At 70.3% G+C, this 14,754-nt stretch carries 15 protein-coding genes; 14 read left to right on the top strand and 1 reads right to left on the bottom strand.

From position 1 onward, the window contains the following. Nucleotides 1-88: 88 nt before the first annotated feature. The 6 genes from FHU34_RS32335 to FHU34_RS32360 all read left to right on the top strand — a co-directional run bounded on the left by FHU34_RS32335 (nt 89) and on the right by FHU34_RS32360 (nt 6,800). Nucleotides 89-1,060, top strand: a complete 972-nt coding sequence (locus FHU34_RS32335) for a hypothetical protein (protein WP_145786390.1) — start codon at nt 89-91, stop codon at nt 1,058-1,060. A gap of 211 nt (nt 1,061-1,271) precedes the next feature. Beyond that, nucleotides 1,272-3,851 (top strand): bifunctional FO biosynthesis protein CofGH, encoded by a 2,580-nt coding sequence (locus FHU34_RS32340; RefSeq protein ID WP_145786391.1) that lies wholly within the window; start codon nt 1,272-1,274, stop codon nt 3,849-3,851. A 158-nt stretch (nt 3,852-4,009) separates the two neighbouring features. After that, a complete protein-coding gene (locus tag FHU34_RS32345) occupies nt 4,010-4,288 on the top strand; it encodes a hypothetical protein (RefSeq protein ID WP_088986258.1) in 279 nt (92 codons plus the stop codon). A gap of 51 nt (nt 4,289-4,339) precedes the next feature. Further along, nucleotides 4,340-5,734 carry a DUF4331 domain-containing protein gene (locus FHU34_RS32350; RefSeq protein ID WP_145786392.1) on the top strand — a complete coding sequence of 465 codons (1,395 nt, stop codon included), beginning with the start codon at nt 4,340-4,342 and terminating at the stop codon, nt 5,732-5,734. A gap of 20 nt (nt 5,735-5,754) precedes the next feature. Next, nucleotides 5,755-6,084 carry a phospholipase gene (locus FHU34_RS32355; RefSeq protein WP_145786393.1) on the top strand — a complete coding sequence of 110 codons (330 nt, stop codon included), beginning with the start codon at nt 5,755-5,757 and terminating at the stop codon, nt 6,082-6,084. A 458-nt stretch (nt 6,085-6,542) separates the two neighbouring features. Continuing rightward, entirely contained in the window at nt 6,543-6,800 is a 258-nt protein-coding gene (locus FHU34_RS32360; protein WP_088986255.1) for a WhiB family transcriptional regulator, read from the top strand. A gap of 114 nt (nt 6,801-6,914) precedes the next feature. Here the strand turns inward: FHU34_RS32360 and FHU34_RS32365 are convergent, their stop codons facing one another. Further along, nucleotides 6,915-7,364, bottom strand: a complete 450-nt coding sequence (locus FHU34_RS32365; protein ID WP_145786394.1) for a metallopeptidase family protein — start codon at nt 7,362-7,364, stop codon at nt 6,915-6,917. 152 nt (nt 7,365-7,516) lie between these two features. Here FHU34_RS32365 and FHU34_RS32370 point away from each other — a divergent pair, with 152 nt between their 5' ends. The 8 genes from FHU34_RS32370 to FHU34_RS32405 all read left to right on the top strand — a co-directional run bounded on the left by FHU34_RS32370 (nt 7,517) and on the right by FHU34_RS32405 (nt 14,518). Next, entirely contained in the window at nt 7,517-7,891 is a 375-nt protein-coding gene (locus FHU34_RS32370; RefSeq protein ID WP_088986253.1) for a DUF3499 domain-containing protein, read from the top strand. A 411-nt stretch (nt 7,892-8,302) separates the two neighbouring features. Continuing rightward, on the top strand, nt 8,303-9,046 hold the full coding sequence (locus tag FHU34_RS32375) for a DUF5753 domain-containing protein (protein WP_145786508.1): 744 nt from the start codon (nt 8,303-8,305) through the stop codon (nt 9,044-9,046). Beyond that, the gene (locus tag FHU34_RS32380) at nt 9,037-9,231 is read left to right on the top strand and encodes a DUF397 domain-containing protein (RefSeq protein ID WP_145786395.1); all 195 of its coding nucleotides are present in this window, start codon (nt 9,037-9,039) and stop codon (nt 9,229-9,231) included. Before FHU34_RS32375 ends, FHU34_RS32380 begins: the two co-directional genes overlap by 10 nt. 294 nt (nt 9,232-9,525) lie before the next feature. Beyond that, nucleotides 9,526-10,710 carry a polyamine ABC transporter substrate-binding protein gene (locus FHU34_RS32385; RefSeq protein ID WP_145786396.1) on the top strand — a complete coding sequence of 395 codons (1,185 nt, stop codon included), beginning with the start codon at nt 9,526-9,528 and terminating at the stop codon, nt 10,708-10,710. A 5-nt stretch (nt 10,711-10,715) separates the two neighbouring features. Continuing rightward, nucleotides 10,716-11,813, top strand: a complete 1,098-nt coding sequence (locus FHU34_RS32390) for an ABC transporter ATP-binding protein (RefSeq protein WP_145786397.1) — start codon at nt 10,716-10,718, stop codon at nt 11,811-11,813. Continuing rightward, nucleotides 11,810-12,667, top strand: a complete 858-nt coding sequence (locus FHU34_RS32395; protein WP_244312071.1) for an ABC transporter permease — start codon at nt 11,810-11,812, stop codon at nt 12,665-12,667. Before FHU34_RS32390 ends, FHU34_RS32395 begins: the two co-directional genes overlap by 4 nt. Next, entirely contained in the window at nt 12,664-13,479 is an 816-nt protein-coding gene (locus tag FHU34_RS32400; RefSeq protein WP_145786398.1) for an ABC transporter permease, read from the top strand. Before FHU34_RS32395 ends, FHU34_RS32400 begins: the two co-directional genes overlap by 4 nt. Nucleotides 13,480-13,747: 268 nt before the next feature. Then, complete coding sequence (locus FHU34_RS32405; RefSeq protein ID WP_244312085.1) at nt 13,748-14,518, top strand: G5 domain-containing protein; 771 nt, start codon at nt 13,748-13,750, stop codon at nt 14,516-14,518. The last annotated feature ends 236 nt before the right edge of the window (nt 14,519-14,754 follow it).

The following is a 14,754-nucleotide window of genomic DNA, read 5'->3' on the forward strand; positions in this document are numbered from 1 at the left end:
CTCGCTCACGTGACGCCTCCGGTCCGCCGGTGACCCGGGAGACTAGGCTCACGTGCGCCCTGTTCGTTCCTGCCCCGAGGGGGAGCTCGTGACCAGCCCCGCCGAGCCCGCGTCGACCGACGCGACGCAGGCCCGTCAGCTGACCAAGCCACTACGCGAGCTCGCTGCGCTCGCGCTGCTCGGCGCCAACGCCGTGTTCCTCTTCGTGGGCCTGCTCCGCCTGATCGCCCCGAACGACTACAGCTCCTTCACCGACCGGGCGGGCAGCGCGTTCTACTCGTTCATCGGGGTGGAGGCGGTGGCTCTGCCGTTACTGGCCGTGCTGCTGGCCACGCACATCTCGCCGGTGCTGCCGAAGGCGAAGCTGATCACACAGGTGGCCCTCGTCGAGTACGCGGTCAGCGCCTTCTTCGGCACGTTGACCATGCTGATCTGGACGGTCGGCCGCCTGGCCCAGGCCGAGATCCTCGATGCGCTCCTCGGGGTGCTCACCCGGTTCGCCTGGATGGTCGTCTTCGCGGTCGCCGCGTGGGTGGTCTACACGGTCTGGCGTGCCCACTACTACGTGCCGCGGCCCAAGCCGCAGCCCGGCGTCTACGGGCAGCCGCAGCCGGGTCAGCCGCATCCTGGTTGGCCGCAGCAGCAGGGTGGTTGGCCGGCGCCGGGGCAGCCTGGTGGTCAGCAGCAGGGTGGATGGCCCTCCGCCGGCCAGCCGGGCGGATACCCGCCGGCGCAGTACCCGGGCCAGTTCGGTCAGCCGTCGCCGCCGTTCCAGGCTGCGCCGCAGTCGGCGCCGCCGTTCCCGCAGTCCGCGCCGCCGGTCAACCCCGCGCCGCCGTCTCCCGCCGCGCCGCCGTTCGGGCAGCCGCCGTCGGCAGATCCCACTCAGGCCATCCCGCGTCAGCCCGCCGACTCGGCCGCCGCCGACAGGACGCAGGCCATCGCGCACCCCGACTCGGCTCCCGCAGACCCGACGCAGGCGATCACCCGTCCCACCGACTCGGACGACGACCGCACCCAGCACATCAAGCCCGGAGAGCACCCCGACCAGCCCCGCTGAGCCGGACTTCATGATCAGGTGATGAAAAGTAGTTCCACAGACGCTCTGGCACCTACTTTTCATCACCTGATCACCAGGGGGGATCGCCAGCGCCGGCGCGGCGAGATCAGCGGGCACCGTCACCGCGCCGGGTGCCGAGCCAGGTGGGCCGTTTCTCACGGTGCGGGCACTGGTCGGTCGAACGGGCTCGCGCTGCGCATAGGCTGAGCGGATGGTTGATCGCATCCACTCCGGCGCGAGCGGCGACTCCGGCCTGAGCGACCACTCCGGCCCGAGCGACGCGAGCGTGCGGCGCGCCCTGGGCCGGGCCGCGACCGGGCGGGCGCTGGATGTCGACGAGGCGACCGCACTGCTGTCGGCCCGTGGTGACGCGCTCGACGAGTTGCTCCGGGTGGCCGGGGGGATCCGGGACGCCGGGCTGCGCGACGCCGGGCGGCCGGGCGTGGTCACGTACTCCAAGAAGGTCTTCATCCCGCTGACCCGGCTCTGCCGGGACCGCTGCCACTACTGCACGTTCGCGACGGTGCCGCACCGGCTGCCGGCGCCGTTCCTGGACCGCGACGAGGTGCTGGCCATCGCCCGGGAGGGCGCCGCGCAGGGCTGCAAGGAGGCTCTGTTCACCCTGGGTGACCGGCCGGAGGAGCGGTGGCCAGCGGCCCGGACCTGGTTGGACGAGCGTGGCTACGACTCCACACTGGACTACCTGCGCGCCTGCGCGGTCGCGGTGCTGGAGGAGACCGGGTTGTTGCCGCACCTCAACCCGGGGGTGCTGTCCTGGTCGGAGTTGCAGCGGCTCAAGCCGGTCGCGCCGAGCATGGGCATGATGCTGGAGACGACCGCGACCCGGCTCTGGTCCGAGCCGGGTGGCCCGCACTTCGGCTCACCGGACAAGGAGCCGGCGGTCCGGCTGCGGGTGCTGGACGACGCCGGCCGGGTCGGGGTGCCGTTCACCACGGGCATCCTGATCGGCATCGGGGAGACCCCGGCAGAGCGGGTGGACGCGCTCTTCGCGATCCGCCGCGCGCAGCGGGAGTACGGGCACCTCCAGGAGGTGATCGTGCAGAACTTCCGCGCCAAGCCGGACACGGCGATGCGCGGCATGCCTGACGCGGAGTTGCACGACCTGGCCGCCACGGTGGCGGTGGCCCGGTTGCTGCTCGGCCCGAAGGCCCGGATCCAGGCCCCGCCGAATCTCATCGCCGGCGAGTACGACCTGCTGCTGCGGGCCGGCATCGACGACTGGGGTGGCGTCTCCCCGCTCACCCCGGACCACGTCAACCCGGAGCGCCCGTGGCCGCAGATCGAGGAGCTGGCCCGGCACACCGAGCTGGCCGGGTTCACACTGCGGGAGCGGTTGACGATCTACCCGGAGTACGTGCGTGCCGGTGACCCGTGGCTCGATCCTCGGCTGCTGCCGCACGTGAGCGCGCTCGCCAATCCGGAGACGGGCATGGCTGTCGAGTCGGCACTGCCGCAGGGGCGCCCCTGGCAGGAGCCGGAGGAGACGTTCGGCGGGCGGGTCGACCTGCACGCCACCATCGACACCACCGGCCGCACCGACGACCGGCGCGGTGACTTCGACAGCGTCTACGGCGACTGGTCCGAGGTGGCTGGCAAGGTCGCACCCGAGGCGGCGGCGCGTCGCGCGGGCGTACCCCCGACGCCGACCGGGAGCGGCGCGGACCGTGACCTGGCGGCCGGGCTGCGGCTCGCCGCCGACGATCCGGCGGCGCTGCTCGACCCCCGGCACACCGACGCGGCGTTGGCGCTGTTCGGCGCGGACGGGCCGGCGCTCGACGAGCTGTGCCGTCTGGCCGACGACGTGCGCCGCGACGTGGTCGGCGACGACGTGACCTACGTGGTCAACCGCAACATCAACTTCAGCAACGTCTGCTACGTGGGCTGCCGGTTCTGTGCCTTCGCGCAACGCGAACGGGACGCCGACGCCTACCGGCTCTCCGTCGACCAGGTCGCCGACCGGGCCGAGGAGGCGTGGGCGGCCGGCGCCAGCGAGGTCTGCCTCCAGGGCGGCATCGACCCGAAGATGCCGGTCACCGGGTACGCCGACATCGTGCGCGCGATCAAGGCCCGGGTGCCCGACATGCACGTGCACGCGTTCTCGCCCATGGAGATCGTCACCGCCGCCGCGAAGGCCGGCGTGCCGGTCCGCGAGTGGCTGACCCAGCTGCGGGAGGCCGGGCTGGACACCATCCCGGGCACCGCCGCCGAGATCCTCGACGACGATGTGCGGTGGGTGTTGACCAAGGGCAAACTCCCGGCCGCCGCCTGGGTCGACGTGGTCAGCACGGCCCACGAGCTGGGCATCCGGTCCAGCTCCACGATGATGTACGGCCACGTCGACCATCCCGGGCAGTGGCTGGCGCACTTCCGGGTGCTGGCCGGGGTGCAGGACCGTACCGGCGGGTTCACTGAGTTCGTGGCGCTGCCGTTCGTGCACACCAACGCCCCGATCTACCTGGCCGGGATCGCCCGACCCGGGCCCACCTGGCGGGAGAACCGGGTGGTGCACGCGATGTCCCGGCTGCTGTTGCACGGCCGGATCGACAACATCCAGTGTTCCTGGGTGAAGTTGGGCGACGAGGGCACTGTGGCGATGCTCCAGGGTGGCTGCAACGACCTGGGCGGCACGCTGATGGAGGAGACCATCTCCCGGATGGCCGGCTCCGGCAACGGTTCGGCGCGTACCGAGGAGCAGTTGCGGGCCATCGCGACGGCGGCCGGGCGTCCGGCGCGTAAGCGTACGACCGCGTACGGTCACGCCAGATCCTGACGTCGAACCTTTCCCCGCCTCCGGCCGTACCACGCGATGCCGGCGGCGGTCGCGGCGAGGACCGCCGCCGGTGTCCCTTCGGGGCCCGGCGTCGCTGGACGGCACCGGACCCGACCGTCTGAGCGGGCGCGTTCGCGCCGCCGCCGGAAAGGTTGCCCATGACCAGTGATCAGCGGAAGCGGCAGTGGCCGCGACTGACCCGCCGGCAGACGTTGACCGCCGCGGCCAGCGCCACCCTCGGGGCCGCCGCGCTCACCGTGCCGGGCCTGTCGGCCGCGCAGAACGCCCCCGGCGCGGCCGGGCGGGCCGACGAGCCGATCGTCGTGCATCTGCGCGACGCAAGCTCCGGAACGATGGACGTCTTCGTCGGTGAGACCCGGATCGAGGTACGCGACCGCGGCCTGGCGGATCGACTGCGGCGCGCCGCCCGGCGCTGACCCGACATCCCGCCCTGCCACCCTGTTCCCGCCCAGTGAGGTTGGTCCGCCATGTCTTCCCACCGCGAGGCCCCGGAGATAGCCAAGGATCCGGTCGCCGACAGCTCCGACCTGTACGCGTTCGTCAGCCCCGACAAGCGCGACACGGTCACGTTGATCGCCAACTACGTGCCGTTGCAGCTTCCCTCCGGGGGTCCGAACTTCTTCGAGTTCGGCGACGACGTGCGCTACGAGATCCATATCGACAACGACGGTGACGGCCGCCCGGATGTCACCTACCGGTTCGAATTCACCACCGAGATCACCAACCCGAACAGCTTCCTCTACAACACCGGCCCGATCGATTCGCTGGACAGCAAGACCTGGAACCGGCGCCAGTTCTACAGCCTGACCCGGGTGGCCGACGGTCGGGAGCACCGGCTGGCGCACAAACTGCCCTGCCCGCCGTGCAACGTCGGCCCGCTGTCGACCCCGAAGTACGCCGAGCTGGTCCGGCAGGCGACGTACTCGCTGTCCACCGGGGAACGGGTCTTCGCCGGCCAGCGTGCTGACGGTTTCTTCGTCGACCTGGGGGCGATCTTCGATCTGGGCACGCTGCGGCCGTTCCAGCAGCTGCACGTCGCCGGCAAGAAGATCTTCAAGGCCGAGGGCGAGCCGGTCAACGCCACCGACCGGATGAACGTGCACAGCATCGCCGTCCAGGTGCCGCTGGACCGGGTGCGTCGGCGCGCCAACCGGTACGGCGTCGGTGACCGGGCGTCGGTGATCGGGGTGTGGACGTCGGCGTCGCGCCGGCAGGTGCGGGTGCTCGGCGACCGGGGTGCGGCGGACACCGCCACCGGCCCGTTCACGCAGGTCTCCCGGTTGGGCAATCCGCTGTTCAACGAGGTCATCGTGCCGATGTCCAAGAAGGACCAGTGGAACTCGCTGCCGCCGTCGGAGGACAAGCGGTTCGCGCAGTTCGTCGAGCAGCCGGAGTTGGCAGCGTTGCTGCCGGCGCTCTACCCGGACGTCTTCCCGAACCTGGACAAGCTCACCAAGGCCAAGAAGGCCCGCGCCGACCTGGTGGCGATCCTGCTCACGGGCGTACCGGCCGGGCTGATCGACGGCTTCACCAACGCGACCGGCGACGTGCAGGCGGACATGCTGCGGCTGAACACCGCGATCCCGCCGACCAAGCGTCCGGACCGGTTCGGGGTGCTCGCGGGTGACCTGGCCGGGTTCCCGAACGGGCGGCGGGTCGGCGACGACGTGGTGAGCATCGCGTTGCGGGCGATCGCCGGGCTGACCGTCCCGCTGGTGGACAAGACGTTCCGCCCGGACGCGGCGGCTGCCGCGGTCACCCCGGGGTTGAGCGCCGCGGATGTGACAGCGCCGTTCCTCGGGAACTTCCCCTACCTGGGTACGCCGTACGACGGGTTCAACAACCCGCCGGCGGGGTCCTGATCGGCGCGGGGGAGAAGCGGATGCATGATCACGCGTACGGGCCGTCGGAGACCGGGAGTGTGGTCCTCGATCTGGGCGGCGACACCGGCGCCTTGATCGTCTACACGAGCCCGGATCTGCACGGTCGGGAGATCGAGATCAGCCGGGAGGAGGACGGTCGGGTCCACTCGGCGGTGCGTGAGCGCCGGGTGCGGGACGGCTCGTTCCACAGTGCGGTCTATCCCGACCTGCCGGCCGGAATTTATACCGTCTGGTGGGACGAGATGACCTCTGCGGGGACGGTTTCTGTCCATGGTGGAGGGATAGCCGAGTTCGTGTGGCCCAGCAGCGGTTTCGGGGTCGCCAGCTGACCTCTCGACACCGATTTCCACGTCGCGCCCCGTCCACATTGTGGACGGGGCGTACGTGCTGTCCACTGCTCGACGGGCAGTCTGTGCCGCGCCGCGTTAACCTGTCCCCCACCAAGATCAGCTTAGTGATGGGGGTGTCTCGTGCTGCCCTGGCGGCGGCCCGTGGGGGGAGCGCCACGGCAGAAAAGTCGGGCAACTCGCCGAAGAGGGCGTTACTCGGCCGGGGTCTGAATCGATAGGGCAGGTTGCGAGGCTGGACGGCCTGGATGGCCGGCCGGGGGTGTCGGGAGGGCGACTCCATTATCAAGTTTGGCTTGACGGCGCACGCATTACACGCGTGTAATTTGAATGGGGTTGTTCGCACGGAACGCAACAAAATGGGACCGGACGGACAAGCACGCCTTTCGCGTGGGGGGTTGCAGCGGCGATGACGCCGGTGCGCGACAAGGAGGCATTTGATGGACGGCCAGCTTGAGGTGGCCGACCTGCTCGGAAACGCGCCGGAGTGGCAGGAGCGAGCACTGTGCTCGCAGACCGACCCCGAGGCGTTCTTTCCCGAGAAGGGCGGTTCCACCCGCGAGGCGAAGAGGATCTGTGGGCGCTGCGAGGTCAAGACCGAGTGCCTTGAATACGCTCTGGGTCACGACGAGCGGTTCGGCATCTGGGGTGGGCTCTCCGAGCGGGAGCGGCGCAAGTTGAAGCGGCGGGCCGCCTGAGCGGTGCGAGGTCGGGGCGGTGGGGGCCGCCCGACAGCACACCCGGATGGCAGCTCTACCGGAGCAGGGTCCGGCCCGCGGGGGGTCGCTCAGCGCGGCGCACGGCCGGACTGCTCAGGCCAGCTCTTCGGGGTCTACCCCGAGGAGGTTCGCCACCTGCTCGATGATCACGTCGTGGACGAGATCGGCAAGGTCCTCACGGTCCATCGCCCGGAACTCCAGGGGCCGCCGGTACAGCACGATCCTCGGCGGCACCTCCTGCCGGCCCGGGCGACCGGGCAGCAGTCGGGCCAGGGGGACCTCGCCGTCCTCCAGGACGTCGGAGTCGTAGACGTTCAGGTCCGGTGGGACGTCCTCGACCGCGAACTCGACACCGGCCAACTCCTTGGCGAACCGACGCTCCAGCGTCTCCACCGTGTCCAGGACCAGGTCGTCGAAGACCTCGGCCTTGGTCCGCGCCAGCGGCACGGTGGCCGGCACCAACCGCCCGCGCAGGCCGCGCCCGTGCCGGTCGCGGTGCGCACGCCGGCCGGAGCCGGGGCGGCGGTGTTCCGGACTCGTCATGAGGCAAAGGGTAGCGCCCACGTTGGGCTGGTCAGCGGCAGCGCCGCTCCCGTGGCGCGGCGTGCCCGGAACGGTCAACTGTGATCACCATGACGGGCGTGTCGCAACGCGAAGCGATGCGCCGGACCCGGTAATGGAGATACCCTGCCGCCGTGAGGTCACCACGGCGCTGCTCCCGTAACGGCTGCCCCCGGCAAGCGGTCGCCACATTGACCTATGTCTACAACGAGTCGACAGCGGTGGTGGGGCCGCTGGCGGCGTTCGCCGAGCCGCACACGTACGACCTGTGTGAGCCGCACGCCCGCAGCCTGACCGCGCCGCGGGGCTGGGACGTGGTCCGGCACGAGGGTGAGTTCGAGCCGCCGCCGCCCACCACCGACGACCTGGTCGCGCTCGCCGAGGCGGTCCGCGAAGCCGCCCGCCCGGCCCCCCGCCCGCCGGAGGAGCCCCACGACCGGTCGCACTCCGACCAGTCCCACTCCACCGGCCGCCGAGGCCACCTCCGCGTAATCCCCCCCAACCACTAACCCCTGGGCCCCCGCCCCTTCGGTGTTGATCAAGAGGTTTGCGTCAAGAACGCGCCGACTTCTGACCGAAAGCTCTTGATCAACAGGCGTGGGCGAGGTGGGTGCGGGGTGATCCACACCTGATCGGCGATGTGGCGGTGTCGGGGCCGGTTGATACCGCCTTATCGGCGACGTGGAGTGGATCGGTCGCACGGGTGCGGCGGCCTGGCTGGGGACGTTGGTGGGGCACCTTCGGGGCGTTCAGTGAGCGTTCTGGAAGCGCGCCGACATGTCTGACCGCCACACGCCGGTAGACCGCAGACATCGCCACGCAGCGTGGTTACCATCCGCCGCAACGTGCATCGAGCGAAGTCGCGATGTGCGCCTGGCGGGCGGGAGGCTCCGGTGGCGAACGAGGCGTTGCGGGTGGCGATGGCCGAGGCGGGGGAGACGGTCGAGTCGCTGGCGGAGAAGGTTCGCGTCCACCCCAAGACGACCGCGCGGTGGCTTGCCGTGGGGCACATCCCGCACGCGCGTACCCGGGTCGCGGTGGCCAAGGTCCTGTGCCGGGACGCGGCCGACCTCTGGCCGGAGCCGTTCCGCCGCCGTGACCTGCCGTGGTTCCGACCATGGGCCGAGCTTGAGCAGGACGCCACCTCGATCCGGTCCTATCAGCCGTTGCTCGTGCCGGGCCTGCTGCAAACCGAGGGGTACGCCCGCGCGGTGCTGGGCACCGGTGGACTGGTCCCACCGTCCGAGGTGGATCTGATCGTGGCGAGCCGCCTCGAACGGCAGGCGGTCCTCGGCCGCGATGCCCCACCGCAGCTCGTGACGGTGATCGACGAGGTGGTGCTGCGTCGGCTGGTCGGCGACCGCGCCGTGATGTCCGAGCAGCTGACCCACCTGGCGGCGGTCGCCGAGTGGGAACACGTGCAGGTCCGGGTCATCCCGGCCGACAGCCCGTGGCACACCGGTCTGGCTGGTCCCTTCGTGCTGGGTCGCCTGCCCGACGGGACGGAATTGGCGTATCTCGACAACCAGCTCCGCGGTCAGATCGTGACCGATCCCGCCGACGTCGCTAGCCTGGGACGCAGGTGGGAGAGCGTCACCGGCGAGGCGTTGCCCCAACGCCGGTCGACCGAGCTGATCAGGGAAGTGGCGACGACATGGACATGACCGACGCCCGCTGGCACACCGCGACCCGCAGCAGCAACAACGGCGGCGACTGCGTCGAGGTGGCCGCCAACCTGCCCGGTCGGGTGCTGGTGCGCGACAGCAAGGACCGCGACGGCGGCACCCTGGCCTTCGCGCCGGCCGCCTGGGCGTCCTTCGTCGAGGGTGTCCGTCGGCCCGGCCGCTGAGCCCGGGCCGCTGATCCCTGGCCGCCCGGCCGCTGGTCCCTGGCCGCCCTGACCGGCCACTCGTCCCTGGCCGCCCGCTGATCCACTCGCGTTCTTGCAAAGCGCGGTATCCCGGCGCGCGGACACCCCGACTTCCCGGAAGGCGAGGGGATCGAGCCGCCCGGCACGCGAGCGGACCGAGCTGAGCGTGAGGACCGCCTGCACGGGCGGTGATGCGTCGGCCCCGATGCTCTTCTGGCGCTGCGGGTTTGTCATCGTGTCAGGCGTCCACGGCACCGACCCTGAGGAAGACTGATGCGCGCGCCCCTCCGGCCCCTCTCCCGGCGTGGACTACTCACCGGCACTCTGGGCGCGGTCGCCGTGCTCACCACTGGCGGCAGCCTCGCCGGCTGCGGCACCAAGGGCGCCCAGCAGACCGAGGCCGGCTGCGTCAGCGAGGACCTGTCCGGCACCGAGAAGAAGATCGCCTTCTCCAACTGGCCGCAGTACCTGGACGTGGACGAGACTGACGAGTCCAAGCGGCCGAGCCTGGACGAGTTCGTCGCGAAGACCGGCATCGAGGTCACCTACACCGAGGACATCAACGACAACAACGAGTTCTTCGGCAAGGTACGGAACCAGCTCGCCGCCTGTCAGAGCATCGACCGGGACATCATCGTGCTGAGCGACTGGATGGCGGCCCGGATGACCCGGCTCGGCTGGGTGCAGAAGCTCGACCCGGCGAGGATCCCCAACGTGCGGGCCAACCTGCTTCCATCGCTGCTCGACCGTTCCTTCGACACCGAGAACCGGATCTCCATCCCGTGGCAGTCCGGCCTCGCCGGGTTGGCGTACAACGGCAACGTCACCAAGGAGCTGCGGACTGTCGACGAGCTGCTCACCCGCCCCGACCTCAAGGGCCGGGTCACGGCGCTCAGCGAGATGCGCGACACCATGGGCCTCCTGCTCTCCTCCAACGGGCACGACCCGGCGAACTTCACGCCCGCCCAGTTCGACGACGCGCTGAACAAGCTCAGGAAGGCCGTCGACTCCGGGCAGATCCGCAGGTTCACCGGCAACGACTACGCGCCCGACCTGGCCAAGGGTGACATCGCCGCGTGTATCGGCTGGTCCGGCGACGTCATCCAGCTCGCCGGCGCGGACGAGAAGGTCAGGTTCGTCGCGCCCGACTCCGGCGTGATGCTCTACAGCGACGACATGTTGGTGCCCAACAAGGCCACCCACAAGGCCAACGCCGAGCAGCTCGTCAACTACTACTACGAGCCGGCGGTCGCCGCGAAGCTCGCCGCGTACGTCAACTACATCTGCCCGGTCCGGGGCGCCCAGGCCGAGATGGAGAAGATCGACCCCGAGCTGGCGGCCAACCCGCTGATCTTCCCCGACGAGGCACTGCTGTCGAGGTCCACGGTGTTCATGACCCTGGACGAGAAGCAGGAGAGGGAGTACGAGGGCAAGTTCCAGCAGGTCATCGGAGCGTGACGAGGATGGCGCGGGAGACACCGGCCGGCGATCTGCGCCTGGCCGACCTGACCAAGCGGTTCGGCACCCGTACCGCTGTCGACGCCCTCGACCTGACGATTCCCCAGGGCTCCTTCTTCGCGCTGCTCGGTGCCTCCGGCTGCGGCAAGACCACCACCCTGCGGATGATCGCCGGTCTGGAGCAGCCGACCAGCGGTCAGGTGCTGCTCGGCGACCGGGACATCGGCCGGCTGCGGCCCCACCAGCGACCGGTCAACACCGTCTTCCAGAGCTACGCGCTCTTCCCGCACCTCGACGTCTTCGAGAACGTGGCCTTCGGGTTGCGTCGACGCGGCATCCGCTCGGTGGACGACGAGGTCAACCGGATGCTGTCGCTGGTGCAGCTCGACGGTTACGGCAGCCGCCGCCCCGCCGAACTGTCCGGCGGTCAGCAGCAACGGGTCGCGCTGGTCCGCGCGCTGGTCAACCGGCCGCAGGTGCTGCTCCTGGACGAGCCGCTGGGCGCGCTCGACCTGAAGCTGCGGCGGCAGATGCAGATCGAGCTGAAGCGCATCCAGACCGAGGTCGGCATCACCTTCGTGCACGTCACCCACGACCAGGAGGAGGCCATGACCATGGCGGACACGGTCGCGGTGATGAACGCCGGCCGGATCGAGCAACTCGGCGCACCCGCCGACCTGTACGAGTTCCCCGCCACCGCGTTCGTCGCGAACTTCCTCGGCCAGTCCAACCTGCTCGCCGGCGTGGCCACCGGCGTCAGCGCCGGCGACGTCGCGGTGACGGCGCACGGCGCGCGCTTCTCGGTGCCCGTCGGCCGCGCACGGGCCGACCACGGGCCGGTCCAGCTGGGGGTACGCCCGGAGAAACTGCAACTGGTCGGCTCCGCCGCCCAGGTGCCAGTGGGTCATCAGCACGTCGCCGGGGTGGTCACCGACGCCTCCTACGTGGGGGTCAGCACGCAGTACCTGTTGCGTACCGGCTGGGGTGCCGAGCTGTCGGTGTTCGTCGCCAACAGTGGAACGTCGACGCGGGTGGCGGTCGGCGAGGCGGCCGTGGCGCACTGGGATCCACGGCACGCGTTCCTGCTGCCCGCGTCGTCGTGACCCGGCTGACGCGGCGGCGGCTCCTGCCGTACCTCCTCTTGCTGCCTGGCGTGGCCTGGCTGCTGGTGTTCTTCGGTGTGCCGCTGGCGCAACTCGCGGCGGCCAGCCTCTACGACCCCAGCGGCTCGCTCACCACCGGCTACGCGATGACCTGGGCGTTCGGCAACTACTCCGACGTGGTGCAGGCGTACTGGCCGCAGTTCCTCCGCTCCTTCGGGTACGCCGGGTTGGCGCTGGTGCTGGCGTTGCTGCTGGGCTACCCGCTGGCGTACGCGATAGCGGTGAAGGCCGGCCGGTGGAGGAACCTGCTGCTGGTGTGCGTTGTCGCACCGATGTTCACCAGCTTCCTGGTCCGCACGCTGGCCTGGAAGACGATCCTGTCGGACAACGGGACGCTCGCCGGTCTGCTGCGTGACGCGCACCTGCTCGCACCGGACGGACGGCTGCTGGCGACCCCGTTCGCGGTGGTGCTCGGCCTGACGTACACCTTCCTGCCGTTTTTGGTGCTGCCGCTGTACGCGAGCCTGGAGCGGTTGGATCCCCGACTGCTGGAGGCGGCCGGCGACCTGTACGCGAGCCCGGCGCAGGCGTTCCGTCGGGTGACACTGCCGCTGTCCAAGCCCGGTCTGGTCGCCGGCACGCTGTTGTTCTTCATCCCGGCCAGCGGCGACTACATCAACGCGGAGCTGCTCGGCACCCCGAACGAGTACATGATCGGCAACGTCGTCGACTCGGCGTTCCTGGTCCGGCTGGACTATCCGCAGGGCGCCGCGCTGTCGGTCCTCCTGATGGCGGCGATCCTCGCTGTGGTCTTCGGATATCTCCGCACGGCAGGCCGGGAGGAGGTGCTGTGAGGATCGCGCGGTGGCTGGCCGACCGTTGGGTGCTGATCGTGGCGCTGCTGGTGCTCGGTTACCTGGCGCTGCCGAACCTGGTGGTGGCGGCGCTCTCGTTCAACCGCCCGTCGAACCGGCTGTCGTACGACTTCAACGAGTTCACTGTGGACAACTGGCGTCGGCCGTGTGCCACAGCGGACATGTGCGATGCGGTGGTCCGCAGTGTGCAGATCGCGTTCCTCGCCACTGTCGTCGCCACAGTGCTCGGCACCCTGATGGCGTTCGCGCTGGTCCGGCACCGCTTCCGAGGTCGGGCCGGGGTCAACGTCCTGGTCTTCCTGTCGTTGGCCACCCCGGAGCTGGTGATGGGCACGTCGCTCCTGGCGCTGTTCGTGTCCGCCGGGGTGCCACAGGGATTCTGGACCGTCGTGATCTCGCACGTCGTGTTCTGCGTGTCGTTCGTGGTGGTCACCGTGAAGGCGCGGCTGGCCGGGATGGACCGGCGGCTGGAGGAGGCGGCGATGGACCTCTACGCCAGCGAGTGGCAGACCTTCCGGAGGATCACCCTGCCGCTGGTGCTGCCCGGCATCGTGGCCGCCGCGCTGTTGGCCTTCTCGCTGAGCTTCGACGACTTCATCGTCACGAACTTCAACGCCGGCACCACAGTCACCTTCCCGATGTACGTGTGGGGCGCTGCCCAGCGGGGCATCCCACCGCAGGTCAACGTCATCGGCACCGCGATGTTCGCGATCGCGCTGCTGCTGGTGGGGCTCACGTCGCTGCGCGGTAGGCGGACGTCGCGGGTTGCTCCGACGCCGACGCCGCGTTGACCCCCTGCTGACGGCATCTCGACACATTCCCGGCCGTCCGTCGACTGTGCAGGGTGTGAGGGCGTGGGGAGTGCGGATTTGCGAGGCTTGTGGGCAAATGCAGCCGCACGATCGGCCCTGGCCGACCGGCCTGGAGGTTTGCCGCAGGTGACGCCTCGTCGCCCGAGGAAGCGCCCACGGATCATCGGTGCGAAGCGAACGGCGCAGGTGACGAGCGCGACGGATGATATTGCACACGGTGTTTGCGACGACACTCATCGCCGTGACGATGCAACCACCACAGAACCCGGGCCCGCCGTACCCGTCGTCGTTCGGTCAGGCCCCCCGCCCGAACTGGTTCCGTCGGGCCAGCCCTGCCCGCCGTACCGCCGTGATCCTCGGCTCGGTGACCCTGTCGATCCTGCTGCTCTGCTGCACCGGCACCGCCATCATCGGCGCGCTGGCCGGCGAGCCGGAGCCGACCAAGACCGGCACAGCCGCCGAGCAGGCGCAGCAACCCATCGTGGCGGCGCCCGCCGACCCGACCGAGGAGTCTCCCGCCCCGGTCGCCGAGCTGGTCGCGACGCCCGACGCCGTCGCTTCCTCGGTGGCGGCCTCGCCGACCCCGTCGGATGCCGCGACCGCGCCGGTCGTCAAGGTGACGACCGAGACGGAGCAAGCCACCGTCCGGTACGCGGAGAGGACCGTCAAGGACGCCTCCCTGGCCGAGGGCAAGCGGGTCGTGCGGACCAAGGGCGTCAACGGGGTACGAACCCTGACGTACGAGGTGACCACCACGAACGGGGTGCGGACGTCCAGGAAGCTGGTCAAGTCCACAGTGACGAAGCAGCCGGTGACCCAGGTCGTCGCCGTCGGCACCAAGAAGCCGCAGTCGTCGAAGTGCGACCCCAACTACAGCGGCTGCGTCCCGATCGCCAGCGACGTCGACTGTGCGGGCGGCAGCGGCAACGGTCCCGCCTACGTCAGCGGCCCCATCCGCGTGATCGGGTCCGACATCTACGACCTGGACCGCGACGGCGACGGCACAGCCTGCGACTGACCCGCCCAGCGGCCCGTGCTCACGCGGCGTCACCTCCCCGGAGGAGGACAGAGCAGAGAGCGGTATACCTCTGAGTCATATCTATGACTCAGAGGTATCGCTTGTGAGGCCGAGCGGCCCCGCTGCCCGGTGACGCGGCTCACTCTGGGTCACCTGCCGCCGGGGACGTCGGGACACAGGGCGCATGAGGTCGGCGGCCGGGACGAACCCGGCGGCCACCTGGGTCGCGGTTACTT

The sequence above is a fragment of the Micromonospora taraxaci genome (assembly GCF_007830095.1).
GTDB lineage: Bacteria > Actinomycetota > Actinomycetes > Mycobacteriales > Micromonosporaceae > Micromonospora > Micromonospora taraxaci.